At 44.5% G+C, this 26,724-nt stretch carries 25 protein-coding genes; 11 read left to right on the forward strand and 14 right to left on the reverse strand.

Annotated elements, in window-relative coordinates; genetic code table 11:
- Positions 1–356: 356 nt before the first annotated feature.
- From DP120_RS15110 to DP120_RS15140, 7 genes are all read right to left on the reverse strand, one after another.
- Complete coding sequence (locus DP120_RS15110) at positions 357–2,333, reverse strand: S9 family peptidase (RefSeq protein ID WP_112224503.1); 1,977 nt, start codon at positions 2,331–2,333, stop codon at positions 357–359.
- A gap of 162 nt (positions 2,334–2,495) precedes the next feature.
- Positions 2,496–4,052: a fatty acid--CoA ligase family protein gene (locus tag DP120_RS15115; RefSeq protein WP_112224504.1), complete on the reverse strand. Its 1,557-nt coding sequence runs from the start codon at positions 4,050–4,052 to the stop codon at positions 2,496–2,498.
- 99 nt (positions 4,053–4,151) lie between these two features.
- Positions 4,152–6,089, reverse strand: coding sequence for an ABC transporter permease (locus DP120_RS15120; RefSeq protein ID WP_112224505.1), 1,938 nt, complete (start codon positions 6,087–6,089; stop codon positions 4,152–4,154).
- Complete coding sequence (locus DP120_RS15125; RefSeq protein ID WP_112224506.1) at positions 6,061–6,834, reverse strand: ABC transporter ATP-binding protein; 774 nt, start codon at positions 6,832–6,834, stop codon at positions 6,061–6,063. Before DP120_RS15125 ends, DP120_RS15120 begins: the two co-directional genes overlap by 29 nt.
- 10 nt (positions 6,835–6,844) lie before the next feature.
- Positions 6,845–7,840, reverse strand: a complete 996-nt coding sequence (locus tag DP120_RS15130; protein WP_112224507.1) for a sensor histidine kinase — start codon at positions 7,838–7,840, stop codon at positions 6,845–6,847.
- Complete coding sequence (locus DP120_RS15135; protein ID WP_112224508.1) at positions 7,840–8,544, reverse strand: response regulator transcription factor; 705 nt, start codon at positions 8,542–8,544, stop codon at positions 7,840–7,842. Before DP120_RS15135 ends, DP120_RS15130 begins: the two co-directional genes overlap by 1 nt.
- A gap of 72 nt (positions 8,545–8,616) precedes the next feature.
- Complete coding sequence (locus DP120_RS15140; RefSeq protein WP_112224509.1) at positions 8,617–9,609, reverse strand: lipoate--protein ligase; 993 nt, start codon at positions 9,607–9,609, stop codon at positions 8,617–8,619.
- Positions 9,610–9,752: 143 nt separating this feature from the next.
- On the opposite strand from DP120_RS15140, the gene yhfH reads away from it, so the two are divergent.
- Positions 9,753–9,878 carry a protein YhfH gene (gene yhfH, locus DP120_RS15145; RefSeq protein WP_112224510.1) on the forward strand — a complete coding sequence of 42 codons (126 nt, stop codon included), beginning with the start codon at positions 9,753–9,755 and terminating at the stop codon, positions 9,876–9,878.
- A gap of 107 nt (positions 9,879–9,985) precedes the next feature.
- Here the strand turns inward: yhfH and DP120_RS15150 are convergent, their stop codons facing one another.
- The 3 genes from DP120_RS15150 to hemE form a co-directional block, all read right to left on the reverse strand.
- Positions 9,986–10,462, reverse strand: coding sequence for a FixH family protein (locus DP120_RS15150; protein ID WP_112224511.1), 477 nt, complete (start codon positions 10,460–10,462; stop codon positions 9,986–9,988).
- Between the two features lie 83 nt (positions 10,463–10,545).
- Positions 10,546–11,478, reverse strand: coding sequence for a ferrochelatase (gene hemH / locus DP120_RS15155; protein ID WP_112224512.1), 933 nt, complete (start codon positions 11,476–11,478; stop codon positions 10,546–10,548).
- Between the two features lie 27 nt (positions 11,479–11,505).
- On the reverse strand, positions 11,506–12,549 hold the full coding sequence (gene hemE, locus DP120_RS15160) for a uroporphyrinogen decarboxylase (protein WP_112224564.1): 1,044 nt from the start codon (positions 12,547–12,549) through the stop codon (positions 11,506–11,508).
- 209 nt (positions 12,550–12,758) lie between these two features.
- On the opposite strand from hemE, the gene DP120_RS15165 reads away from it, so the two are divergent.
- The 3 genes from DP120_RS15165 to DP120_RS15175 all read left to right on the forward strand — a co-directional run bounded on the left by DP120_RS15165 (position 12,759) and on the right by DP120_RS15175 (position 15,711).
- The gene (locus DP120_RS15165; protein ID WP_112224513.1) at positions 12,759–13,268 is read left to right on the forward strand and encodes an antibiotic biosynthesis monooxygenase family protein; all 510 of its coding nucleotides are present in this window, start codon (positions 12,759–12,761) and stop codon (positions 13,266–13,268) included.
- A 56-nt stretch (positions 13,269–13,324) separates the two neighbouring features.
- Positions 13,325–14,323 (forward strand): sodium:calcium antiporter, encoded by a 999-nt coding sequence (locus DP120_RS15170; protein WP_112224514.1) that lies wholly within the window; start codon positions 13,325–13,327, stop codon positions 14,321–14,323.
- 221 nt (positions 14,324–14,544) lie between these two features.
- Positions 14,545–15,711: an amidohydrolase gene (locus DP120_RS15175; RefSeq protein ID WP_112224565.1), complete on the forward strand. Its 1,167-nt coding sequence runs from the start codon at positions 14,545–14,547 to the stop codon at positions 15,709–15,711.
- A 43-nt stretch (positions 15,712–15,754) separates the two neighbouring features.
- Here DP120_RS15175 and DP120_RS15180 read toward each other — a convergent pair whose 3' ends face one another.
- Entirely contained in the window at positions 15,755–16,966 is a 1,212-nt protein-coding gene (locus tag DP120_RS15180) for an ABC transporter permease (protein ID WP_112224515.1), read from the reverse strand.
- Positions 16,950–17,699 (reverse strand): ABC transporter ATP-binding protein, encoded by a 750-nt coding sequence (locus DP120_RS15185; RefSeq protein ID WP_112224516.1) that lies wholly within the window; start codon positions 17,697–17,699, stop codon positions 16,950–16,952. Before DP120_RS15185 ends, DP120_RS15180 begins: the two co-directional genes overlap by 17 nt.
- A gap of 610 nt (positions 17,700–18,309) precedes the next feature.
- On the opposite strand from DP120_RS15185, the gene DP120_RS15190 reads away from it, so the two are divergent.
- The 7 genes from DP120_RS15190 (at position 18,310) to DP120_RS15220 (ending at position 22,876) form a co-directional block, all read left to right on the forward strand.
- Positions 18,310–18,741 carry an HIT family protein gene (locus DP120_RS15190; protein WP_112224517.1) on the forward strand — a complete coding sequence of 144 codons (432 nt, stop codon included), beginning with the start codon at positions 18,310–18,312 and terminating at the stop codon, positions 18,739–18,741.
- Between the two features lie 105 nt (positions 18,742–18,846).
- On the forward strand, positions 18,847–19,377 hold the full coding sequence (locus tag DP120_RS15195) for a tryptophan transporter (RefSeq protein ID WP_112224518.1): 531 nt from the start codon (positions 18,847–18,849) through the stop codon (positions 19,375–19,377).
- 124 nt (positions 19,378–19,501) lie between these two features.
- Positions 19,502–19,948 carry a YtxH domain-containing protein gene (locus DP120_RS15200; RefSeq protein WP_112224519.1) on the forward strand — a complete coding sequence of 149 codons (447 nt, stop codon included), beginning with the start codon at positions 19,502–19,504 and terminating at the stop codon, positions 19,946–19,948.
- A gap of 140 nt (positions 19,949–20,088) precedes the next feature.
- Entirely contained in the window at positions 20,089–20,646 is a 558-nt protein-coding gene (locus DP120_RS15205) for an HTH-type transcriptional regulator Hpr (RefSeq protein ID WP_112224520.1), read from the forward strand.
- Positions 20,647–20,834: 188 nt separating this feature from the next.
- Entirely contained in the window at positions 20,835–21,302 is a 468-nt protein-coding gene (locus DP120_RS18725) for a DUF3267 domain-containing protein (RefSeq protein WP_276310408.1), read from the forward strand.
- A gap of 59 nt (positions 21,303–21,361) precedes the next feature.
- Complete coding sequence (locus DP120_RS15215) at positions 21,362–21,547, forward strand: hypothetical protein (protein WP_033542465.1); 186 nt, start codon at positions 21,362–21,364, stop codon at positions 21,545–21,547.
- A 441-nt stretch (positions 21,548–21,988) separates the two neighbouring features.
- Complete coding sequence (locus tag DP120_RS15220; protein WP_112224522.1) at positions 21,989–22,876, forward strand: peptidylprolyl isomerase; 888 nt, start codon at positions 21,989–21,991, stop codon at positions 22,874–22,876.
- Between the two features lie 71 nt (positions 22,877–22,947).
- Here the strand turns inward: DP120_RS15220 and yhaM are convergent, their stop codons facing one another.
- Both yhaM and DP120_RS15230 read right to left on the reverse strand, forming a co-directional pair.
- The gene (gene yhaM, locus DP120_RS15225; RefSeq protein WP_112224523.1) at positions 22,948–23,886 is read right to left on the reverse strand and encodes a 3'-5' exoribonuclease YhaM; all 939 of its coding nucleotides are present in this window, start codon (positions 23,884–23,886) and stop codon (positions 22,948–22,950) included.
- Positions 23,883–26,720 carry an ATP-binding protein gene (locus tag DP120_RS15230; protein WP_112224524.1) on the reverse strand — a complete coding sequence of 946 codons (2,838 nt, stop codon included), beginning with the start codon at positions 26,718–26,720 and terminating at the stop codon, positions 23,883–23,885. The genes yhaM and DP120_RS15230 overlap by 4 nt, the downstream gene beginning before the upstream one ends.
- Between the last annotated feature and the right edge of the window lie 4 nt (positions 26,721–26,724).

Below are 26,724 nucleotides of genomic sequence, written 5' to 3' on the forward strand. Positions count from 1 at the left end.
TCCTCATCGCTGACGCTCTTGCGGGGTCTCAGGACTCGCTCTGTTTCCCGCAGGAGTCGCCACCTGCCGCTTCATTCTCGAATCATCTAAAATTGAAGTCCCTGCTTTTTAAAGAGATATTGCAATTAACTGTTTCTCTATATAGAAAACGTTTAGAGATATGGAGCAAAACAGCGAAGACGCCTTGGGGAGCAGAACTGGAGTTGGCTTTCCAACTCTAGTTCGAGCGAAGTGCTGAGATCCACTCGGGTGAAGTGCAACGAGACCGAGTTAGCTCAGCGCGAGCCCCCGGCAAGCGAAGCTGTTTTGCGGAATATCGATTATTAAAAACTATTAGTTCAACTTATATAGTTTTATTACAAGTACTTTTCCATCCAGCCTGCAATCTGCTCCAGACGGGCAAAGCGCAAGTTCGGCTTGCCTGTGCGGGACAGGTTGTGGTCGGCTTCCGGGAAACGGACGAATTCCGTTTCTTTCTCCATGCTCTTGAGAGTGATATACAATTGCTCCGCCTGTTCGATCGGGCAGCGGTAATCATTTTCGGAATGTAAAATCAATAATGGCGTTTCCACATTCTTCGCATATTTCAAAGGAGAATGCTGCCATAGCTTATCGACGTCCGTCATGTCCGCCTGCATCTGCCATTCCGAGAAATAATATCCGATATCCGACACGCCGAAGAAGGAAATCCAGTTGGAAATCGAACGCTGTGTGACTGCTGCCTTGAAACGGTTGTTATGGCCGACAATCCAGTTGGTCATGAATCCGCCGTAACTGCCGCCTGTAACGCCGAGACGGTCTGTATCGATCCAGTCGTTGGCTTCGATGGCACCGTCCAATGATTTCATAATGTCTTCGTAATCTCCGCCGCCGTAATCTCCGCGCACCGCATCGACAAATTCCTGGCTGTAGCCATGGCTGCCGCGAGGATTGACGTAAAGCACACCAAATCCGCGGGCTGCGAGCAATTGCATTTCGTGGAAGAACGAATTGGCATACATGGCATGCGGTCCACCGTGGATATTGACCACAAGCGGATATTTCTTCCCTTCCTTGAATCCATGAGGCTTCATCAGCCAGCCATGGACAGCCCAGTCTTTGGCGCCTTTTGCAATGATCAACTCAGGCGCCACCAATTCTGTCTCATCTAAATAAGCTTTATTGAAATGAGTCAATGCTTTACGTTCACCTGTCGCAATCGTCAATAGATACAATTCGCCCGGCTCCACAGGGTTGGAAATCGTTGCCAGCGCGAACTCGCCGCTGCGTGCCACATCGTAGCCATAGACGTGCTCCATATCCGGTGAAGCCGGATAAACTGCGCCGTCAAGCGATGCAAAATACAAGCGGACATCACCCATTGTCGACACCTGGAAATAAAGATGATCGTCTTTCGTCCAAACCACACCCGGTGCATTTGCGCTTTGCTGATGATCCGCAACGACGTAATCACCGACTGGAACATCCATACCTTCTGTCAAACAGATGGACGTATTTGATGCAAGAGTGTGGACGTAAAGTTCGGTATGTGTCGCATTTTGAAATTGGCGTGTACTGCCGATATAAGCGATATATGTGTCGTCATGCGAAAACACTGCATCGCCGAAATAGCCTTCTTCGTCGACAAGCGCTGTTTCTTTTTTGCTTTCAACATCATAAAGGAACAATGGCTGGCGGAAGACAAAGTCCAGATTCTCTTCGCGGGTCACTCCGTAGACAAGCTTGCTGCCGTCATGTGAAACGGCTTCCAGTCCGTGGTGATATGTACCCTCGGTGATCTGTTCTACTTCCTGCGATTCGATGTCAATGACGCCGATATGCCGATGAAACTCTTTCGGCAATAATCCCATGCCATCCATTTTGTATTTCATTTTATCCACAACATAAGGTTCCGGCTGTTTATTTTCCTCTTTTTCTTCCTTATCCGTGAACGTCTTCCCTTCCTTCACCAGTGCGTTGAACCAGAGTTTTTTGTTGCACGGCGACCAGCGGAAGCTGTTGACCCCTTTTTCAAAATCAGTCAGTTCACGCGCTTCTCCGCCTTTTGCGGACAAAACGTATAATTGGTTTTTCTCGTTGCGGTCAGAAAGGAATGCCACAGATTTACCGTCTTCCGACCATTGCGGAGAAGAAACACGCTGCTTGCCGTGTGTCCATTGCGTCAATTCTCCACTCGCAATATCAACATGCCACAGATTTGTTATGTATGTATTTTCTTCTTCATCGATATGGGTTTTTACAAACACCGCTTCTGTTCCGTCGGGCGAAATATGCGGATCCGCCACCGATATCAACTTTGTTAAATCTTTAACTTCCACTGCTTTTTTAGCCACATTGTTTCCTCCTTGAAACTATTTCGATTCTCGCAATACTTACTCTTTCACTATAATGAAAAATGTCAGTACTTTCAATGTATTTCGAAATTAATAAATCCTATCTCAGTTGCCTAACAAAAGAAAAACCCCAGCATTTAAGCCGAGGTTAATTATTTCTGTTTATCGCTGTTTTAATGCCTGGTCTTTCAATGAACGGCGCAGGATTTTGCCTGTTGTGTTTTTCGGCAATTCATCAAGGATTTCAAAGTTTTTCGGTACTTTATATTTCGCTAAATGTTCTGCGCAATATGTTTGGAGGTCGCCTGTAGTATAGACCTGATCTTTCAATACGACGTATGCATTGATCGATTCACCGAAGTCTGCGTCCGGCAAGCCGACGACAGCGGCTTCAGAAACTCCTGGATGCGCAAACAGCACTTCTTCGACTTCGCGCGGATAAACGTTATAACCGCCGACGATGATCATATCTTTTTTACGATCCACGATGAAGAAATAACCTTCTTCGTCAACGGTAGCCAAATCACCTGTATACAGCCAGCCGTCTTTAATCGCTGCATTTGTTTCTTCCGGCATTTTGTAATAGCCTTTCATGACGTTCGGTCCGCGGACGATTAATTCGCCGACTTCACCGATTGCCGCCTCTTCTCCCAGTTCGTTGACGACTTTATTGTCGACATTGACGATGGAAGTTCCGATTGAACCGGCTTTTCGCTCGCGGTCAATCGGGTTGAAGCAAGTGACAGGCGATGCTTCCGACAAGCCGTAGCCTTCTGAAATACGCACATTGAACTTATCTTCGAAGTTATGAAGCAAGGCAACAGGAAGTGCAGAGCCACCGGAAATTGCCATGCGGATGGTTTCGAAATCAGACGGCTGCGCATCCGGGAATTGGTACATGAAATTATACATTGTTGGCACGCCGGCAAATACCGTCGCTTTTGTCGCTTTAATAGCGTCAAACACGTCTTTCGGATTAAAGCGCGGTACAAGAATGATTGTTGCTCCCTGGATCAGCGGTGCATTCACAACAACTGTCAGGGCGAATACGTGGAAAACCGGCAAAGTAGCGACAACCCGGTCAGCAGATGAAATCTTCAAATACTCGCCGACATCTCTTGCGTTGGAATACAGATTTCCGTGAGTCAGCATTGCTCCCTTCGGTTTACCTGTTGTTCCAGATGTGTACAGGATGACTGCCGTATCGTCCGCTTCAACTTCAACCGGCAATGTTACCGATGATGCGTTAAAAAGCAGACTGCTGAAGGCATGGACTTTACCTTTAACAGCATCCGGCAATTGTTTCAGCTTTTCTGCTGCAGATGGATCTGTTTCACAGATGATATAGGACTTGACTGCCGGAAGCGCCATATGCGCTTTTTCAACCAATGGCAGTAAAGCATCCAATGCGATGACGACATTCGCGTCACTGTTATTGACTATGTAAGCGATTTCATCCGGCGTGTAGATTGGATTGATCGGTACAGCAGTTGCCCCAAGGCGCATAGTGGCATACAAGGAAATCATGAAATGAGGCGTATTACTTAAAAGAAAGGCAACATGGTCCCCTTTTTTAACTCCCAACGACTCAAGTGCATTGGCGAATTTTCCGACAGTTTGCTCGAATTCTCCATAAGAAGTGTCTTTCCCCATAAAATGGTAAGCTGCTTTTGATGGATTCTGTCCAGCAATTTCATGAACACGTTTAACTAAATTCATTTTTACATCCCTCTTTCGTATTGAATGAATGCTCATTCATATTCGTCGCTTTCTTCATTATAAAATAAATCTTCAGACAATACAACAGACACCGTAAAATTACGGTGCCTGTAAATGTGCTATATAACGCCAACGAATCAAATAGAAGTAAAGCAATTGAACAATCGTGAACCCTGCTAAAACGATTGCCATCTCGCCAAGTATCGATAGTTCGGCAAATTCATCCCAGACAACCTGCAGCGAAATAAACGCAAAACTGCTATGCAGCAACGCAATGGTCCAAGGCAGGAAGAACTGGGGCACCAATTGGCGGTTGACGACTCGGAGCAATTCCTTTTCAGTCATGCCGAGACGGACCAGCAAAGCGTATTGCTTCCGGTCCCTTTCCAATCCTGTATAGAGTTTAAAATAGATGAAACTCCCGGCTGCCAGAAGAAATACCAATGCTACCATTACCCCGATAAAAAGCATCAGCGCAAATGAAGACTTGAACCAACGGTAATCTTCGCCTGGATTCTCGAAATAATAGGAAATCTGTTCAAATTCCCCGGTTTCGAAGGCTTCGGCCATTTGATCTGACAGTGAATTGCCCACCCCAAGAGTGGCAGTCCAGTCCGGCACGTGGAATGCATAATAGGTGAAGGAAGACTGGTCTTCAGTGTAGCCAAGCAGCGGCTCGTCGATCTTCTCAAAATCCTGGTCATTGACGATGATGCTATTGGCATTCAACGTATGGTTCGGAAACAGTATATGCGGATAGGCAGTCGATATAAAAAGCGGCACGCCACTTTCAAGCAGCACAGTTTCCGTCACGGTCTCATTTAAGGCTGCCAGCGATTCCTGTGAATAAGGCACGAAAATTCCTTCGCCTTCTGCCGGATTCACATTTTCATAGCCCAGCGTAGAAGCAAGCCGGTTAAACTGGGAAGCCTGCAGGATATCCACCTCATTGCCGCTGGCGGCTGAAGTCTGCCTTTTGATCGTCAGCTGCGCAATATCGTATGCCAGGCCTTTTTGTTCCAGCTGGCCGGCAAGCATTTGGATATGCTCTTCTTCCTGAGGATTATCTTCAAATGAAATATAGATCAGGCTCAAGGGGTTCGACTCACGAAAATCACCGGTATAGGATGTGAACGAGGCAAGCGTGCCCACCGTGAGAAAGGCAATTGTCGATACAATGGTGACGATAAAGAACATTTGCGCGCTGTCCTTCAATTTGACAGAAGCATCCGCAATTGAAACGAGTCGTGTCTTATGCCAAAAAACGGATTTATTCTTCTTATACAAATTAAGCAGCATGTGGATGGAATGAGTAAAGAAAAGATAAGTTCCGATAGTCGCCAGAGGCGGAATGATGAAAGCCATCGTGTAGACGGTATCATCATCGACCAATGCTGCGAGCGTATAGGCGATCACCAGGAATACAATGCCCGCTGCGGACAGGACAAAGGAACTTTTCCCCACCTCATCAATTTTCCAATAGCCCTGCAATAAATTTAACACTCTTTTTGTGCGGATAAACCCCACACTGATAAATGAAATGATGATGAACAGGCTGGCGAATGCGCCAATGGTCAACAGGAAAGGCTCCCAGCTGAGATACAATGGCAATGATTCGAGTTCCATGATTTCACGGCCAATCATAAAGAAGAACTTGGAGAAAGCAAATCCGAAAGCGATTCCCGCCACTGTTGAAATAGTGCCAAGAATCATCATTTCGAAAAAAATCATTTTACTTAATTGGCGTTTGGTCATTCCGAGGTGCACCAATACCCCGAACTCCTTCGATCGTGCCTGTAAAAAAGCGCTCATCGAATAGAACAGAAAAAACAAAGTAAAGATATAGAGGACCACTTCCGCAATCAGCATTCCGCGGACCGCCATCGTCCCCAATCCCTCTTCTTCAAATAACGGGTGGAAGATGAACATCGAATAGACGAAGAACACCATGACGGATACAACACTGGCAAGGAAAAAAGCCGCGTAGCTCCTTAAATTGCGCAGCACATTACGGTAAGCGAGCTGCCGAAAGGTCATTCACGTTGCCTCCCAACAAGGACAGGACATTCAATATGCGCTGATAGAAAGTCTGGCGCCGCTCGTCACTGTAGATTTCATTGAAAAATTCACCGTCTTTGATAAACAGCACCCGGTTGCAGTAGCTTGCAGCAATCGGATCATGAGTGACCATAATAATCGTCGCCCCTTCTTCCTTATTAATGGCAGACAACAACTCCAGAACTTCCCTTGAAGCTTTGGAATCCAGATTGCCTGTTGGTTCATCTGCCAGTATTAAATCAGGTTTGTGAATAAGCGCGCGCCCGATTGCTGTGCGCTGTGTTTCTCCTCCCGATATCTCATTAGGCCGTTTATGGAGGATCGGCTTCAAGCTGAGACGATCGGCGATGCTCATGACTCTATTCGCCATCTTATCCAGCGGAATATAATCGAGCGTCAGCGGAAGCACCAGGTTTTCCTCGACAGTCAGCATTTGCAGCAGGTTAAAGTCCTGAAAAACAAACCCTAATTTCCTTCTGCGGAAAAGTGCCAAGTCGTTTTTGCCCAATTCATGCGGATTGATGCCGTCAATCAGAATATTTCCTGAAGTAAGATCATCGATTGTCGAGATCAGGTTCAACAACGTGGTTTTGCCGCTGCCTGATGGTCCCATAATTGCGAGAAATTCCCCTTTTTCCACTTCAAAGCCCAATTGATTTATGGCACGGTGCGTCACTTTCCCCTCATAGACTTTGGTGACATCATCAATTTTTACTAACGGCATATTAATCCCCCTATATGACGGTATCCTGGTTCGAAAATAGAATAGATACCGTTGTTCCTTGCCCTACGGCTGATTCAATTGCCAGTTCATGGCCCAGCCTTTTGCAGACTTCCTTGGCAATATACAGGCCCATTCCAGTGGATTCTGCTGTTTTCCTGCCGTTTTCACCTGTGAAAAAAGCTTTTGTCACTCTGGCCATATCAGTGGCTGGTATACCTATTCCTTCATCGCGAATAGAAAGTTGGATATGGCTTTCGTGGCAGGAAGCGGTTATATAAACCTTCTTTTCTTTTTCGAATGTATATTTGACTGCGTTTGTTATCAATTGCCCAAGTACGAATTTCATCCATTTACGGTCAGTGGCTGCGTGGAATTTTTCATCCACGTCAATTACCGGGTAGACCTGTCTGGAAATGAATAAGCGTTTGTTTTCAGTAATGATTTCTGAAGCCAGGCTCTGGAGATTCACTTGTTCAATTTGCATATCTTGTTCAAACGTATCGAGCCGGGCATTCATCAGTACGGTATCGAGACTCGCCTTCAGGCGGTCAATTTCTTCAGACACGCTATTTTTATCCAGGTCATCAGGATTCTGAAGCAGCAGCTGAATGACGGAAATCGGAGTTTTCATCTGATGCACCCATTGATTCATGAATTGCAGGTGCCTTGACTGTGATGCATACAAGGTTTGGACTTCGTTCTGATAAACCTTATACAGTTTCTGAAGATAAAGATCTGTCTGGATCTGTTCTGGGGACCGGCCTTCTTTTTGCAGCATATGCTCCATTGCAGCCGGGCTTTCACAGATTTTTTTGTAATAGCGATAACGCTTTATGTAGCGGACTCCTAAAAATGCTGATGTCAACAGAATGCTGATGACGAATGAATAGATCGCTGTATCTACATTGCGAAATCCATCCAGCCAATAAAGAATCATAATAAAAGCGACCAATACCGCCTGGAAAACCATATAAGCAGCGTGTTCTTTGAGGAAAAGACGAAGCATCAAAGTTCCCCCTCATCAATCAACAGGCGATATCCAGCTCCCCTGACAGTTTCAATGATAGATTGCACATTGTAATCAGCCAGCTTCTTGCGCACTCTTGTCATATTTACGTTAAGGGTGTTTTCATCAACAAACGCCTGGTCATCCCAAAGTTCTTCCAATAATTGTTCCCTGGAAACAACTTTGGGATACTGGGCCAGCAAAAGCCCAAGAACAGTCGCTTCTTTCTTTTGCAGTGGAATCACTTCATTTTTCACGTGAAGTTCCATTCTTTCCATATATAGAGTGAGACGGCCTGCCTTCACCGCTCGTTCTTCCTGTTTCAAAGCATATTCCCCGTATGCTCTGCGGAGATGGCTTCTTATTTTTGCAAGGACGATTTCATAATGGAAAGGTTTCGTTATAAAGTCATCCCCACCGTTTTCCAAGGCAAAAATCTGATCCATTTCACCTGACCGGGCAGAAATAAAGATGATGGGGCATGTAGTTGTAAGCCGCAGCTGCCTGCACCAATAGTAGCCGTCATATGATGGAAGATTTATATCAAGCAGGATCAGATGGGGATCGAATGCTTCGGCCTCGTCCAGGATCCGATCAAAATCTTTTGCAGTTTCTACTTCATAATGGTATTTCCGGAGTGTTTCAGCCAGCATTTCAGCTATTTTCAAATCATCTTCCACGATAAATATTCGTTGCGCCGACATGAAAGATCCCCTTTCCTTTTTCTTTCCATTCTAACAAAAGAGCCTGCTTAAAAGCAGGCTCTTCATTATTTCTTAATAAATTAATTTCAGGAATTCCTCTTTCGTAATGCCCCCGAGAAGTTTCGGAATATCGATTCCAGATACAGCTTCATCCAAGGCAGCGCGCTCGTATTTCACGCCTGTAATAGCATTTTCAAGTTCGGATACATCTCCGACTCCAAAGAAATCACCAAAGATTTTTGCGTCTTCCACCAAACCTTTTTCAACCTGCAAACGTACATCGATGCCGCCGACCGGGAATCTGTGTGAATGCTTTACATTGAATTTCGGTGATTTACCGTAGTTCCAGTCCCAGTTGCCATAACGCTCCCGGGAAATTTCATGTATGCCTTCCCAGTCCTTATCCGTTAGTTCCCAAAGTTTTACGTTTTCCTCTCCTTCGAAAATGGAGTGGAGAATCGCAGACCTGAATTCCGTAACAGTCATCGGTTTTTCCAGAAACTCTGAAATATTGGCTACTCGGCTGCGAATCGATTTAATGCCTTTCGACTCGATTTTCTCCTTGCTCACTTTGAGTGCAGAAACAACTTCATCCACATCCGTATCAAACATTAAAGTACCATGGCTGTACATACGGCCTCTTGTAGAAAATTGAGCATTTCCTGAAATCTTGCGTCCTTCAGCCATTAGATCATTGCGGCCGGACAATTCGGCGTTGACGCCCAAATCGTTAAGCGCTTTTACAACCGGCTCCGTGAATTTGCGGAAATTACGGAAGCTCTCCCCATCATCAACTGTGATGAAACTGTAATTCAAATTGCCAAGATCATGATAAACCGCTCCGCCGCCAGACAAACGGCGTACCACGTGGATACCATTGGAATCAACATAATCCGTGTTGATTTCTTCAGCGGTGTTCTGATTTTTCCCGATGATGATCGATGGTTCATTGATATAGAACAGCAGGAAAGGATCTTTCTCTACATCCATGTTTTTCAAAAGATATTCTTCAATAGCCAGATTGATGCGTGGATCGGTAATTCCCTTATTGTCTACGAAATACATAATCTCTCTCCTTTAGATTGTTTCCTGATTTCAGTTTAACGGATTATTGGAAATTATTCACGATTTAGAGTTGACTTCTTTAAACTGTTATAATACACTGTTATTAATTAACACAGTACTATAACAAAAAGGAGCTGGAATGAATGATTGAGAACGTAGTCGAATTTTTCAAGAACCTGCCGCCAAAACAATGTGCAACTTGTGGGGAACAAATTGAAGAACAGCATGAGTGCTACGGTACTCAATGCAATTCCTGCACTGAATTATAGAAAAGCGAAAGTGCCTGTTTAAAGTCAGGTACTGGAGTCTCAACAATTAACCATGAAAAAAGGCAGGCGCAAAAATGCGCCTGCCTTTTTTCGTTCTATAAACTGTATCAATGGCCCTCATGGCTATCCATCTTATCCATACCTGTTGCATCGTCACTGTCATCCGGCACAATCGATTCAGGATCCGGATTACCGACTGTGATCTCTTGTTTTGGCATCACGTGCATGCGGCGTGCATTGGTATGCGCCTGTGCGAAGTAAAGTCCCTCTTCTTCAAAAGTAGTCTCAGTTTCGTAAACACCTTCACCAACATGTTCGGCTGGAAGCATTTCACTTTCATCACGGTGTCCGGATTCCCAGACTTCAAAAACCACTTCATCAGCATCTTCCACAAGTTCCTCACCTTGCATAACTGTCACTGACAGAGTCACCTTTTCTTTAGGATCAGCTGTGTCCGCAGAATTGAATGCAGTTTCGATTGGATTTAAGTTCGTGCCTGCTCCGGAAGTATCAGCTTCTTCTTCCCCACATGCTGTCAACAGCAGCATTCCGGCTAATATGGCTACCCAAATCATATTTTTCATTCGATTTAATCCTCCAAGGTTTCATTCGCAGGAAAACCAGCTGTTTCTTTCTGCCTGCTTTAAGCCAGAAAAAATAAATCCGATTATTTTTCAGCCAGTTTTTTCATAACTACATCAGCAAGGCCCTCGATGAACAGCGGCTGCACGTTCGGCATTTCCGGACGGCGATATGCTGCACCGATTTCATCACAAACCACTTTACATTCATAATCATTGTCAAACAGCACTTCCAGATGATCCGCAACAAATCCTACTGGCGTATAGACAAACGAATTATAGCCTTTCACATCATGCAATTCACGAGTCAGGTCCTGAACATCCGGTCCGATCCAAGGTTCAGGCGTTTGTCCGGCACTTTGCCAGCCCACTTCATAATTTTCAACGCCGGCAGCCTGAGCGATCAAATCAGCTGTTTCTTTCAATTGGTCCGGGTATGGATCACCGTTTGCAATAATTTTTTCAGGCAATGAATGCGCAGAAACAATCAGGCATGATTTCGCTCGTTCCTCTTCCGACATTTCAGCAAATGCCGCGCTGACTTTTTCGCTCCAGTATTGAATGAATTTCGGTTCTGTGTACCAGCTTTCCACAGATGTCAGGCTGATGCCTGCTCCTTCTGCCGCTTCAGCTGCGCGTCCATTGTAGGACTTAACAGAAAATGTTGAGAAGTGCGGCGCCAAAACAATTGAAACCGCTTCTGTAATACCGTCTTTTTTCATCGCTTCAACGCCGTCTTCGACGAACGGTTCGATGTGCTTCAAACCAAGGTAAACCTTGAACTCGATATCATCCTGGACTGCGTTCAGGCGATCACATAAAGCATTCGCCTGATCTTCTGTAATTTTTGCCAATGGAGAAAGTCCGCCGATTGCCTGGTAGCGGCTGCGGAGATCTTCCAAGCTTTCTTCGCTCGGCTTGCGGCCACGGCGGATATGCGTGTAATATCTTTCAATATCTTCTTCTTTATAAGGCGTACCATACGCCATTACCAATAATCCCATAGTCTTTTTCATCATCAGTCACCTCTAAGAATTTATAGTCGATTAGTTTTGAGATTTATATGCCGCACTGTATTCATGCACAAATGCTGTAAGGCGTTTTAATGTGTCCGGATTAACCTCCGGGAATACACCGTGTCCAAGATTAAAGATATAGCCATCGTCCTGCATACCCATATCAAGGATTCTTTTCGTACGCTCTTCGATTACCGGCCAATCAGCCAATAGATAGGAAGGATCGAAATTCCCCATCAATGATTTCGTCAAGCCCATCGAACGTGCTTCTGCAATCGGCAAACGCCAATCGAGCCCGACCACATCAACCGGAAGTTCATGCCATTCTTTCGCCAGATGGCTTGCTCCAACACCGAAAATTGTCAATGGCACGCCTTCTGTCCGGAGTTCATTGAAAATACGGTCCATAACCGGTTTGATGAAAATCCGATAATCTTCCACGTTAAGAGCCCCAACCCACGAATCAAAAATTTGGATCGCTTTTGCGCCCGCTTTAATTTGTGCTTTAACATAAGGTATGATGGTGTCAGCCAGTTTATCCATCAAAGCGAACCACATTTGTGGCTGCGATACCATCATCGCTTTTGTTTTGTTGTAGCTTCTCGATGGCCCGCCTTCAATCATATAGCTGGCGAGTGTGAACGGTGCACCGGAAAAACCGATAAGCGGCACATTCAATTGTTCTTCAGTCAATAATTTGATCGTTTTCAACACATAATCAACATCCTGTTCAGGATTGATCTCACCAAGCCGGCTGATATCTTCCATAGTACGGATCGGATTGTCGATTACCGGACCGATTCCCGCTTTGATTTTTACGTCCACACCGATTGCCGGAAGTGGCGTCACAATGTCTTTATAAAGAATTGCAGCGTCGACATTGTATTGGTCGACCGGCAATTTAGTGACATATGCACACAGCTCAGGCTGATGCGTAATTTCTTCCAATGAGTATTTTTCTTTGATTTTGCGGTATTCCGGCTGCGAACGGCCCGCCTGCCTCATAAACCAAACAGGTACATGATCCGTTTTTTCTCCTCTAGCCGCTCTCAGGTAAGTATCGTTAAAAGCCATTGCAAAAAACATCCCTTCAAAATATATCGTCCACTGCATATCGTTCTTATATCCGTATATACTATAGACTCTCTGTTTTCCATTGTATAGATTCTGCGGGCAAATGTCATAAATTAGACGCTTATGACTTCACTAGATTGACAAAGGGGGTTTGCTGTTATTTTTTTCAGGGAAAGTTATACTGAATATATACTTAGGAGGGATTATTGATGAATTTATTCATGACTACAGGAACATATGAATATATGAAGAAAATGCGTGATAAGCATCCTGAAGAAACGATGGTCGTGATGCAAGGGGAAAATACCACCTTGATCCTGCACGAAACAGAAGGCAAAAGCATCTTCCAAACACCCCGCAGATATGAAGTTGTAGATGGTACTGGCGAATTCAAAGAAAAAGGTTTTTTTGTTTTCAATAATATTCCGGTAACCGACGAAGGCCGTCCGATTTTTGAGCACCGCTTCAAAAACCGTGCAGGTGCGATTGAAAATGAACCGGGTTATGTCGCTTTCCGTGTACTGCGCCCACTCGATTCCGACACTTACGTCGTTTTGACCGAATGGGAGTCTCCAGCTTTCTTTGAAAAATGGAAAGAGTCACAGGCATTTTCAAAAGCGCATTCCAAATCGGAAGACGCACCAGCTTCAAAACCCGTCAATATCTTCGCGGGCTCTTCGTATGTCACCACATATTCTGCGAAGCCTGAAGACGAGTGATTGAACGGCTCCGCATAGGGCGGAGCGAATACATACCAGAACAGGAGGAATTTTAAGTGATTTTTGTTTATTTTTTAATAGCCGGCATCATAACTGTCTATGCTTCGATTAAAATGTCGGAGTATGCGGATGTCATCAGTGAAAAAACAGCTATGGGCGGCATGATGGTGGGTACCCTTCTATTGGCCGGTGCCACTTCCCTCCCGGAAGTTTCAACCAGTTTCTCAGCGGCCGCCATCGGCAATGCCGATATCGCCGTCGGAAACATGATCGGCTCCAACCTTTTCAACTTATTCATCCTGGGAGCGTTCGACTTCCTGTTGAGAAAGCGCCGCATTCTGGACCGGGCATCCCGTGATAACATCTATACTTCCCTGCTTGGTATCTTATTGACGATATTGGTCATGTTGGCCCTGTGGCTCCGGATTGATACACAAATTCTGGGTGTAGGACTCGACGCCTTGATCATAGCCGCCACTTATATTATAGGTATGGTGGCCATCAATAAACTGCCGTCGCTCGATCCTGTAGCAGAAGCGGCAGCAGCTGAAGAAGAAGAGCCGGATAACCCAAGTGCAGGCCTTTCTGCAAAAGGAGCAATCATCCGTTTCATTATTGCTGCGCTCGTCATTCTGGGCGCCGGAACTGCTCTATCGATCACAGGTGACCAGATTGCCATTATTACGGGAATCGGTTCCAGCTTCATCGGCAGTTTCCTGATTGCCGCTGCCACTTCCCTGCCGGAAGCGATTGCTGTATTTGTTGCCTTGCGCCTGAACAATGTCAATATGGCTGTTGGTGCAATTCTGGGATCGAACATTTTCAACATGATCATCCTTGCCCTGTCTGACCCTGTTTACCGGGATGGCAACCTGATTGCCGCTGCTACACCAGGTGCAACGATGATCATCGCGACTGGCGTATTGGTCATGTCATTATTGGCATTGTATTTACTCGCCAGAAAGAACAGTGCGTCAGTAATGACTTATGCGGTTCCTTCGTTCATCATCATTATCATTTATTTTGCAGCGTCCTATATGAACTTCACATATTAAGAGAAAAGCGGAAGTGCCTGTCCAGCTCTGAAAGGCATAAGGCATTCTAGCGAAGTGGCGTTCTTTGCCACATAGCTAGGATGACTTATGTCCCGAAGAGCTAGGCGCTGGAGGCTGGACAATGAAATGGAAGAGAGCGAAATTCGCTCTCTTTTTTTCTTGTCCAATTATTATGTTATTATTTACTGAATAATACATAATTTCGAGGAGGGGTTTTATTGGTGATTGAAAAATTATACACGGAGCTTGAGACAGCTTATCCGGAAATGGTGGACATCCGCCGGCATCTGCATATGCACCCGGAAGTTTCTTTCAATGAAACAAAAACGGCCTATTACATCCGGCATTATTATGAACAATTGGGCGTCGACGTCCGGCATAATGTCGGAGGCAACGGGGTGGTCGCGACAGTGCGTGGCGCTAAACCTGGAAAGACGATTGCTCTGCGTGCGGATTTTGACGCACTTCCTATCCAGGATCAAAAAGATGTTCCTTATAAATCCCAGACGGCTAATGTCATGCATGCCTGTGGACACGACGGCCACACTGCCACCCTTCTCGTATTGGGCAAAATCCTGCACAGTTTGCGCCGTGAACTGGAAGGAACTTATGTCCTCATCCACCAGCATGCCGAAGAACTGGTTCCTGGTGGTGCAATGGCGATGATCAAAGATGGAGCTCTGGATGGTGTAGATCAAATTTTTGGCACCCATCTCTGGTCGATGACTCCTCTTGGACAAATTGATTACCGCGTAGGACCGATTATCGCTGCCGCCGACAGCTTCACCTTGAAAATCCAGGGGCGCGGAGGGCACGGTGCCATGCCGCATAATACAAGAGATGCCATCGTGCTCGGTTCCCAAATTGTCATGAACCTTCAGCAACTGGTATCACGGCGCGTTGACCCATTGGAATCAGCTGTTTTATCGGTCGGATCATTTGTTGCCGAGAATCCTTTCAACATCATCGCTGACCAAGCTGTTCTCAAAGGAACGATCCGCACATTCAACGAACAGATACGGGATCTGATGGAAGAAGAGATGGAACGGATCATTCAGGGAAATTGTCTTGCAGCAGGCTGCACTTATGAATTCACTTATAACCGCGGCTATTCCCCTCTCGTCAATCACGAAAAGGAAACGATGTATTTAAAAGACATCGCCGAACAAGTTCCTGGAGTCAAGAAATTGTACAACACGCCTCCATTGATGATTGGTGAAGATTTCGCCTACTATCTTGAAAAAGTTCCAGGCACCTTTTTCCTTACAGGCGCTATGCCAGACGGCGAAGTCTATCCTCATCACCATCCGAAATTCGACTTTAAAGAAGAGGCAATGCTGATTGCGGCAAAAACACTCGGAAGTGCCGCCCTTCATGCCCATCAATAAGTACAGAAATCCCGTTTCCAGCAAGTTCTGGAAACGGGATTTTTCATTTTTTCTTCTTATTTTTATTGGCCGAAAACATCAATGTGATAAGTGAAACAACGATTATCGCTGCAAAAATGATAGCAGCTGAAAGATAAGCACCTGTAATCAAGAGAACCGCTGCAACCAATACCGCCTGAGCAAGCTGTAAAATCACTATCAGCTTTTTTACGGCGTGCTGCCGCGTATACTGCGACAATGGAAAAAGATTATCCATGCGAAAATGTTGGGTCTGGTTCAGCCCCTGCCATATTTGAATAGCCGTTGCGAATGCCAGAGCTCCTGCAAAAATGGCCATAGCAATCGTGAAAGGAATCAGCAAGGCACCAGCCATCGAAAGTAAGGTCAGCCGCACCCAAAGGTAAAACAATTCATCAGAACGGATAAATGTGCGCCATACAAGATAGTAATGTGCATCTTTCGGATTTTTCCCGATAAATTTATAGACCCAATTCAGCCAGCTGCGCTGCTTGATCTTTCCTTTGATCTGGGGGACATCCGTAAAATAATTCGCGAACTGGTAGAAACGCAGCATGCGATTTTCTTCCAGCCGGACAAAATGTTCGTATGGAAACGGCAGCCCTGCCGCCCGGTTCTGTGTCCATTTGCCGTACAGGATCATGGCAAATAAAAGCAAGGCAGCGACTAATACCAGATTATCTACGTAAAAGTATGTAAAGGCAAAAGCCAATACAAAACGGCTCAACCGGTCCAACCATGATTTTTGCCCAGCGAACGCTTTTCTGAAAGAAAACTCAGTTTGGACATTCCACCATTTGATAATCAACAATAATAGAGGAAATCCAATCAGATAAGATGTTTCCAATCCGTATACTGCGTTAACCATCGGCAATGAAACGATAAATGCAATGGCAGGCAAATATAGCTGTGACAGGAAAGACCATTTCCGGGCCGGCTTAAGAAATTCGTCCAATTTGCTTTCCAGCGGCAAAAAATAGACCATATCGGCCTCTTTCAGCAAGGTAGATGGCGGGCTGTAGGCAAGCAGCACTCCAAAAATGGTGGCCAGCAACAAAGCTGCCGGAAAATCTTCCGGAACATTCTGTACCCAGTCACTGTAGGCATAACCAGCCGCCCCAATTGCAAAAAGCAGTACTACTGCAATATGTCCGGTAAAGATGTATTTAAAATAATTCTGCACTTCCACTGTATAGCTGCGGAAGCGCTTGGACCAGACATCATGCAGGTTCTTCATTGTCATCATCCTCGGTCATCGCGATATAGAGATCATCCAGCGTTGCATGGGGCATGCTGAATTCTTTTCGCAGATCCGCCATTGTACCGATAGCACGCACTTTTCCGTTATGCAGCAAAATGATGCGGTCGCAATATTTCTCAGCAGTCGCAAGAATATGGGTCGACATTAAAACCGAAGCCCCTTTTTTCTTTTGTGTTTCCATTTGATCCAGTAAAGATTTGATGCCAAGCGGGTCGAGCCCGACAAACGGTTCATCAATAATGTAAAGGGCAGGATTCACCAGAAAAGCGCTCATGATCATAACTTTTTGGCGCATCCCTTTTGAAAAATGCGATGGAAACCATTTCAGTCTTTTTTCCATTCTGAATTCTTTCAATAATTCTGCAGAACGTTTCTCGAATGTATCCTGATCAAGGCCATAAGCCATTGCCGTCAGTTCCAAATGTTCACGCAAAGTCAGCTCTTCATATAAAACCGGCGTTTCCGGGATATAGGAAAATGAAGAACGGTATGCATCCATATCTTCCTGGAAACTCTTTCCGTTCAGTCGGATTTCGCCTGACTTTGCCTGCATGATTCCGATTATATGCTTGATGGTGGTACTTTTTCCGGCACCATTCAAACCGATCAAGCCGACAAGTTCACCTTTCCTGATTGAAAAACTGACGTCTTTCAATACCGGTTTTCGGGTATAACCCCCTGTTAACGATTCAACTTCCAGAACTGCCAATTCATACACCTCTTTCTTACTATATAAGTTGAACTAATAATTCTTTGTAGTCGATATTCCGCAAAAAAGCTTCGAAGACATTAGCCGACGCTAGCGAGGCTAAGTCTTTGCGACGAAGTGCAAAGCACTGCAACGCACTTTCATGTCTCGAAGCCAGCGAAGCGATGCAGAGACAGGAGCACGTGACTTTATTCCTACGTGTTCTTGCTGAACTAACTTACATCCTTGCTCCTGCAGCGCTGCGCTAGCTTCGTCGCAAAGAGTCGGCCTTGCAAGCTTCGGCCGACTCTTCGCTGTTTTGCTCCATATCTTTAGAGATGTCTCTCAGCAAAGGCGCGGCTCAGGAGCAGGCGAATGCCGACGGAGCAATAAGACGAGTGCTCTTCTCGGCTTATTGCGGGAGGCAATGTGCGCCATGAGCTTGCGGCGCCACCTTTGCGACGAGCAGTGCGCAGGAGCATAATCTTTGCACTGTCCAAAGCGCCGAAGCGGTATATATAGACTAAATCTTTTATTCAACTTATATAGCCATTGTATCAAAATCTGCGGACAATTTCTTTTTCTTAAATTGAATTATGGTAGACTGAAGAAAATGGAAAGGATGTTGTATATGACGAATTGCATTTTCTGCAAAATCATTTCAGGTGAAATCCCAAGCGTAAAAATTTATGAAGATGAACATGTCTTCGCCTTTATGGATATTATGCCTTTATCTAAGGGACATACCCTTCTCATCCCGAAAACACACCGTGAATCAGTTTATGACCTTACGCCGGACGAAGCAGGAAACCTTTTCAGCGTGGCTCCAAAAATTGCTGCAGCCATTAAGGAAACCTTCAATCCGGAAGGCTTGAACCTTCTCAACAATAACGGAGCCAAAGCCGGTCAAAGCGTATTCCATTTCCACCTCCATTTCATCCCCCGATACGGCGAGACAGATGGATTCGGAGCTAAATGGATAACCAAAGAAAAAGAATTCACCACAGAACGGATCCAGGAACTGGCTGAGGAAGTTAAAAATAAATTAGCTGCCGGTGCTTGATTTAACTGAACAGAGAGTATAGAATCAATAATAAGTTTTTCGCCTGCGGTCACGAGGACGCGCCGGGAGAAACTAAAATAGCCATGAGCTGAGGAGAGATGAGAAATGAATACGAAAAATCTTGTACTGATGGCGCTGCTGGTCAGCGTCGGGGCGGCATTATATGTGGTCATCCCAGGAATCAACGGTGGAATGAAACCGGACTTCATGCTGACAATGATGTTTGTTGGTATCCTTTTATTCCCTAATTTAAAGTCAACATTTTTACTGGCAGTAACAACGGGAGTGATTTCAGGATTGTTTTCAACATTCCCTGGAGGTTTTTTCCCGAATATCATCGATAAATTCATTACGGCATTCGTCTTTCTGGCATTTGTTTTTATGCTGAAGAAAGTTGCCGTGAAATTGCCGGCTGCCATCGCCTTAGTTGCTGGTGGAACAGTACTTTCCGGCTCGATCTTTCTGTCGGCCGCAATTTTCTTAATTGGCGCAGAAATACCATTCACTCTTTTATTCACGACAGTTGTGCTTCCGGCCATGATTTTCAACGGCATTGCGTTCGCCATCATTTATCCGATTGTCATCAAATTGGTCAAAAGGTCGAACTTTGAAACAGCTGTCTCTCAACCAGTATAATAAAAGCTTTCCGGCATATTATTTGCCGGAAAGCTTTTTTTCTTTGAACAGCAATTCAGTTTTATGTTTTAATTAAGTTAAATAGAGGAAAAGACCTTTATAGGACGAAAGGGGCGCATCATTCATGAAAGCATCGAACTTTTTTATAGGACTTGCGACAGGGCTCGCCACCGGAGCGGCAGCAACATTATTTTCGGCACCACAATCTGGTGAAGAACTGAGGACTTCTGTCAAAACGGCTTCCACAGACTGGAAAGAAAAGTTGGCAGATGTAAAAGAACAGGTAAACCAGTTAAAAGAATCCGTTAACCAGTTGAAACTTGAAGCAAAATCACAAATCCCTCCTGCAATGGAAGGACTGAAACAGTCTATGGCAGAATGGCAGGAAGGCACGGCTCCTGCGAAGGAACATCTTCAGCTTGAAATAATGGCTATTCAAAATGCAATTGAAGAATTGCAAAAATCCATCAGCAAAGATAAAAAAGATGACAGCGATGACGATGATAAACAGGTTAAAAACCAGGAATTTAACGAAATCGAAACAGAAGATGATAAAAAAGTTTCACAATAAGTCATTCTCAAAATGAATAAAGATAAAAAACTGCCATTTGGCAGTTTTTTTAATAAGTTTTTTTACTATTCGGACTTTTATTCACTTTACTTTATTGCTATAATGAAGGAAATCTCAAATTATGGGAAGTAGGTGCTTTTATGGTCGAACGCGACTATACGATGAAAGAAGCGATGATGTTCAGCCAACGTATCGGACAATTATCCAAAGCTTTATGGAAAGCGGTCGAAAAAGATTGGCAATTGTGGATCAAACCTTATGACCTGAATATTAATGAGCACCACATCCTATGGATTGCATATCACCTGAAAGGTGCCTCTATTTCAGATGTGGCTAAATTCGGTGTCATGCATGTCTCCACTGCCTTCAATTTTTCCAAAAAGCTCGAAGAACGGGAACTTTTGTCATTCTCCAAACGTGATACCGATAAACGGAATACGTACATCGAGCTGACCCCTAAAGGTGAAGATTTAATGCAGGAAATGATTGAACGTTACCATGACACACCTCATTCTGTGATTGACGGCTCTTTGAAACTCCGGGAGCTCTATGGTAAATTCCCGGAATTCCTGGAAGTTATGGCAGTTATCCGCACGATTTATGGTGATGATTTCATGGAAATTTTCGAGGCCTCCTTCAAAAATATTGAAAGCAAATTTAATGAAGAAAACCATATCGTTGAACCAACTGAAAAATAATGAAAACGCTATGAAAAACAATGTTTTAAATAGGCTTGCATTTATCGGAAAATCGTTGTATTGTATGTATCGACTCAACTGAGAATACCAATTTGTGGGGGATGCATTTTATGCACTGCTGGAAAACGATAAATGTAAAAAAAGAATATGGCTTTAACCGCCTTTTCACATTCGCAGTGTTAGCTGGAATGGGTGTTTTCACAATATTTTATGTCCTTTTAAATTTCTTTTATACCACTCCATTATCCGATCGTTATTTTTTCTTTTTCTTTTTAGGAATATTATCGGTTTATCCGCTTCATAAAATGTTTCACTTTTTGCCGCTGATCGGCAGCCGGAAATGCTTGAAGTTTATTTTACGCAAGCAACTGGGCATGCTTCCCGGAATTTCACTCCATGTTAAAGAACCGGTAGCAAAGACCCGCTTTCTACTTGCCTTACTGGCACCATTCATTCTCTTGAACACATTGGTTATTCTTTTAAGTGCACTCTTCCCTGCTTATATTCATTATTTTGCAATTCTGCTCGCGTACCATTGCAGTCTCTGCCTGACAGATCTCGTTTATGTCCGTCACCTGCTTCGTACACCAAAGCATGCATTGATTGAAGAAACTGAAACAGGTTTTGAAATACTGGTACCGCAGGCAATCAGTTAATCCTGTATTTTCTTTCCGAATTTGTTATACTTGAATCTAAGGCAGAGGGGAGGAAATTCATGATTATCGCGTTTGTAGTTATGTTCTCAGTGTTTTACCTGTTCCAAATCAACCGAATGACTTTGGCATTGGTGACCTCACGGGAAATTCCAGAAGAAAATCACGAGAAAATATTCCGTACGATTAATATATTAATAACAATTTTATTGGTTTCACTTTATGTAGGCGTAGAATTTACTCCTTAAGTCTATTTGCCCTTTGGCAAATAGGCTTTTTTAATACAAAATAAGAAAAGCGCAAGCGCCCGTTAAGCTCTGAAAGGCATAAGACGATTTGGCAAAGCGGCGTCTTTTCAGCCGCACAGTCTAGAAAAGCGGAAGTGCCTGTTCAGCTCTGACAGGTATAAGACGAATCAGCGTAGTGGCGTTCTTTGCCACGCAGCTGGTTTGACTTATATCTCGAAGAGCTAGGCACTGGAGACTAGACACAAAGTGGCTTATGACCCGAAGAGCTAGGCCGCTGGAGTCTGGACAGAGATGCGTTCCTTTTATAGCTTACTCGAAAAAAACACATACTTACTTATCCTTAAATTGTTGATTTCATCACCAGAAGAAACTTTTTTAATTTTTAAACGTTTATGGTATAGTAACTTACGGCAACCAGAATGTATGATAGGAGCGGAAATTATGAAAAAAACAGTTTTAACTTTATCTTTAGCGGCCTCAGTATTAGCTTTGACAGCATGCAGCGATGACAATGCGGACAGCACTGTCCTTGTTACATCAGAAGCCGGAGATGTCACTAAAGAGGATTTATATCAAGAAATGAAAACATCAATCGGTGACCAGGCCATCCAGATCCTGATGATTGAAAAAGTACTGTCTGAAGAATATGAAGTAACTGATGAAGAAGTTCAGGCTGAGATTGAAAGTTCTAAAGAAGAATATGGTGAAAACTATGAAGCCTTCCTTGAACAAAACAATCAAACAGAGGAAAGCTATGAAAAAGTGATCCGTTTGAATCTACTGCAGGAAAAAGCTTTGACTGATGGTGTAGAAGTAACTGATGAAGAAATTCAGTCTTATTATGACCGTCAGGGTACAGAACTTAACGCGCGCCACATCCTTGTAGCTGATGAAGAAACTGCTGCTACTGTAAAGGAAGAACTTGACGCCGGAGGAGATTTCGCTGAATTGGCTGAAGAATATTCAACTGATCCGGGATCTGCAGCAAATGGTGGCAGCCTTGACTGGTTCGGAGCCGGCGCAATGGTACCGGAATTTGAAGAAGCCGCTTATTCATTGGAAGTTGATGAAATCAGTGAACCTGTACAAACACAGCACGGATTCCACATTATCCAAGTAACAGACAAACGTGAAGTTGAAGGCCAGGAGCCTTTGGAAGAACAGAAAGAAGAAATCCGCAGCGAGCTTGCTATGCAAAAAGCTGATCAAACTGCATTGCTTCCTAAAATTGCAGAATTGATGGAACAGGCCAACGTGGAAATCAAAGATGAAGAACTTGAAGGCGCATTGGACGAAATCATGAATGCAGGAGCACCTGCTGAAGAATAAGCATTTGCTCTACAAAAACCCCCCATTTCAAATTGAAATGGGGGGTTTTGTTCTTGCTGATTTTTATTCTATTATATTTTTGGTTTGTAGAATGAACGGTTTTCCAATGGGAATAGCCTTTCGGAAAATTCGCCGGGTTTTGTTTTTTCGAGTGCCCGGTCCAGCATCATCATTTTAGCGTCGATATTATCAATATAATGAAGCATCTCGGCTTCTTTGATCATCGGGCGTTTCGGGCTTCCCCACTCTTCTTTGCCATGGTGAGATAGCACCATATGTTGAAGAAGCATCACTTCTTCCCCTTCAATCTCCAGTTCTTCCGCTGTTTTTGAAATCTCCGTCACCATTATCGAGATATGGCCCAATAGATTGCCTTCCACCGTATAAGTAGTGGCAATCGGTCCGGAAAGTTCAAACACTTTACCGATATCATGCAGGATGATTCCAGCATACAAGAGGTCTTTATTCAACGACGGATAAATACCGAGCAGCGATTTGCCTAAACGCAGCATGGAAACTACATGATCGGCCAATCCGGATACGTAGTCATGGTGATTGCGGGTTGCTGCCGGAAAGGTCAATACGCTTTGCTGATGTTTCTTCAGGATATGGCGTGTGATCCGTTGAATCTGCGGATTTTCCATTTCGAAAAGATATTGCATGATTTCCTCGAAAAGCTGCTCCGTGCTTTTTTCGGAAGCGGGAAGCAAATCGCCTATTGACTGATTTTCTTCCGGCTTTGCCGGCCGTATGCTCTTGATGCGCAATTGGTTCTTTCCGCGGTAATTATGGATTTCCCCGCCTACCCGCACAATCGTTTCTGCAGCAAAAAGCTTTTCATGCTCATCTTTGGTATCCCATAACTTCGCTTCAATGTCTCCACTTTTGTCCTGCAAGACCAGTGACATGAACGGATTACCCGTTGTGGTCACCCCTTTTACCGATTGCTTGATCAAAAGGAATTCATCTATCGTTTCTCCAACCGCCCGTTGGGTGATGCCTTTTTTCATAAATATACACTCCTTCCAGTGTTGGCCACATCGATTACTTGCGCTTCAGGCCAAGCCCTGCACATGTCTTCGTGGCAAGTAAAATAAATGAACTGATGGTCCGTTTGCAGCTCTTTTATCAAGTTTATCACTTGCTGAAGCCGCAGGCGATCAAAATGGACAAACGGATCATCCATGATAATTGGGAAAGGATGGCTCTTTTGCATTGAAACAGCCAGACTCAGCCGCAATGCCAAATAAGCCTGCTCTTTTGTAGCCTGACTTAATTCCGCGATGCGAAAACGGATATTGTCCTTTCGGATCGCTTCAAAATGGCCATCCGGGTTTATTTCCATTCCCGTATAGGAATCTCCGGTTAAACGCTGAAAGTATTCACAAGCTTTAGAGAGGACGGCAGGCAATGATTTCTCTTTCAGTTCGGCCATCGTGCTGCGGATTGCTTCTATGATTGCTTTGTCTACTGACCATCGACGTGCCAGCTCGTTGAACTGCTCCTTTTTTTCTTCATAATTCTGGAGCTTCACCTCATATGCTTCATCCGTAAGCAGATGATTTACCCGCTGCTGCAGTTCCGCTCTTTCGTTCATAGTTTGGTTGCGCTCGTTTTTTAATAAGGTGTATTCATCTTCCAGATTGCTGATGTGCTCTTTTAAGGAAACATCACTTTCATCTGGTCGCTGGTCAATTGATCCGATCGCTTCCAGCTGATTCACAACGAGTTCCAGCTCCTGCTGCAGCTCTTTTTTTCGTAACCATTCAAGATGAAACTGGTGGAACTCTTCGACATCCGCAGCCCCGCATTCCTCAAGCAAGCTGGTTTTTTCCAAATCCAATTCAGCTATATAACTGGACTGCTGCTGCAATTCCGCAGTCAAAACTTCTCTTTTATCGGCTATCCGCCGGTTTTCCTCCTTCAACTCATTCAATTTATTAGCTTCTGCCCGGAGTATTATGTACAGATCACCAGGCTGTATATTTTTTCCTGTTTCGGCTGCCGCTTTTTCCAGCCATTTGCCTTCTTCATATTTGATTTGATCCAGGGATTCTTGAGTTCTGTTCAGTTTCCCATGAATTTCCTGCACTTTCCTGATCGTTTTGAATAACTCGATTACAGTAGAGCTGCTCGCTGATGAAGTAATTCCAAGATTCTCAAGATAGGCATCAAACTCACTCTTAGCTGGTTTATGATTGAGTTCATTCATTAGTTCATCAATTCTTTTATCTGATCTGGCTATGTCCCGCAGCGTTTCTTCAACTTTACGGTTATGCTCCGCTATTTTACGCTGAAGCATTTCCATTTCAGCTTCTTTTCCACTGAAACGTTTGATGACATCGTCCATGTCTTCAAAAGAACCATTTTTACTGGTGGCTTTCCACAGCATCCACAGTCCACCCAGAGCCGCTGCAGCAGCTATGGCAACAATCAGCATATCTGATTGTAAAAGGCCCGTCAGTACACCCGCAACAGCCAGTGCGATGAGCATATAGGAAAAGAAATGATTAACCGGGTCTTTTTTCATGCGTTTCAATGCTTTGGCTTCAGCAAGTTTGAGTGAGTTTTCCGGCCATTTTGCTGCAGCGTCCTGTTGTTCTTCAGTTGGAGCAGCGCTTTCAAGATAAGACATCTCTTTCTCGGCTTCGATCAATTTCTTTTTTTCATCCTGAAGTTCCCGGTCATGGAAGCGGCTGTCTTCTTCTTCCTTGTTCGCCCGCTCGGCTAATTTTAAAAGCTTTTCCTCATTGACGAGCGAAACATCAAACTTCAATGCCTCATCAAGTCCCATTCCGATCAACCCCAGCTGACGGCCAAGCTCTTCTTCCAACTTGCCTGATTCGTCATCCAGATCCCTGGACCGAGAAAGAAGCCGCAGCCATTCGGATTCTTTTTCAAGCAATTCCGCTATTGCATCACCGTTCTTTTCAATAATTGAAGTTTCAGGCAAAACAGCAAGCTCGTGCTCTGAATGTTTCTTTTTAGCCAAGGCCGCTGACATTCGTTCAGCCAACCGTTCCATTCGGCGGCTGCCATCAGCAGGAAAAGATTGGACGTGGATGTTCCCCAGTTGCTCTTCCACTTTTTTCTTCTGCTGCATTAATGGAGCTGCCTGCTGCTTTCTGGCAGCTTCCGAAAGCATTTCGGAAATGGCGTTCTCCCTAGCTGAAATTTCTTCAAGCCGCTTGTTCAAAAGATTCAGTTTTTCAAGATAAGGCCCATATAAATCTGCCTGTTCCCGGTGCTCTTTCAACGCCTTCTCATCGTTCCGGAGCTGCTCGATCAAAAGGTTCAGCTGTGGATTACGGCCGCCTTTCTTGAATAGATTCCCCATATCCTTTTCAAGTTCAGTTTCCATTTGGGTGATAGAGTCAACTCCAGTAGTGCCCGAAGCAAGCAATGTGCGGCTCAATTGTTCTTCCGTCATTTTATCCAGGCCCTGCAGTTCATGGATTGAAAATGAAAATATCGCTTCAAATGAAGAACGGTCATAATCGCGCAGAATCGTTTTCAGTTCGGTTTCTGTCCCGCGCGAACCGTCTTCAAAATAAACGGTAACGTCACCGGCCGCCTTCCCTTTTATCCGTTCGATTACCACTTTCCCAAACTGCGCGTCATCCAAGTGGAGCTGGCCCCCATATCTTCCGCCCATTTTCGGTTCATAACGGTTTCCAGCTTGGTTACGTGACGGAAAGCCAAAAAGAATTTGAATGATGAATTGTTGGATAGTCGTTTTTCCCGCTTCGTTATTGCCATAGAAAACCGCTAATTCTTCATGGATATCTAGTGTCAGATCTTCGTGCTTGCCGAAGCCGTAGACGATCATTTTCTCAATTTTCATCCCT

The sequence above is a fragment of the Planococcus halotolerans genome (genome assembly GCF_003289955.1).
Lineage (GTDB): Bacteria > Bacillota > Bacilli > Bacillales_A > Planococcaceae > Planococcus > Planococcus halotolerans.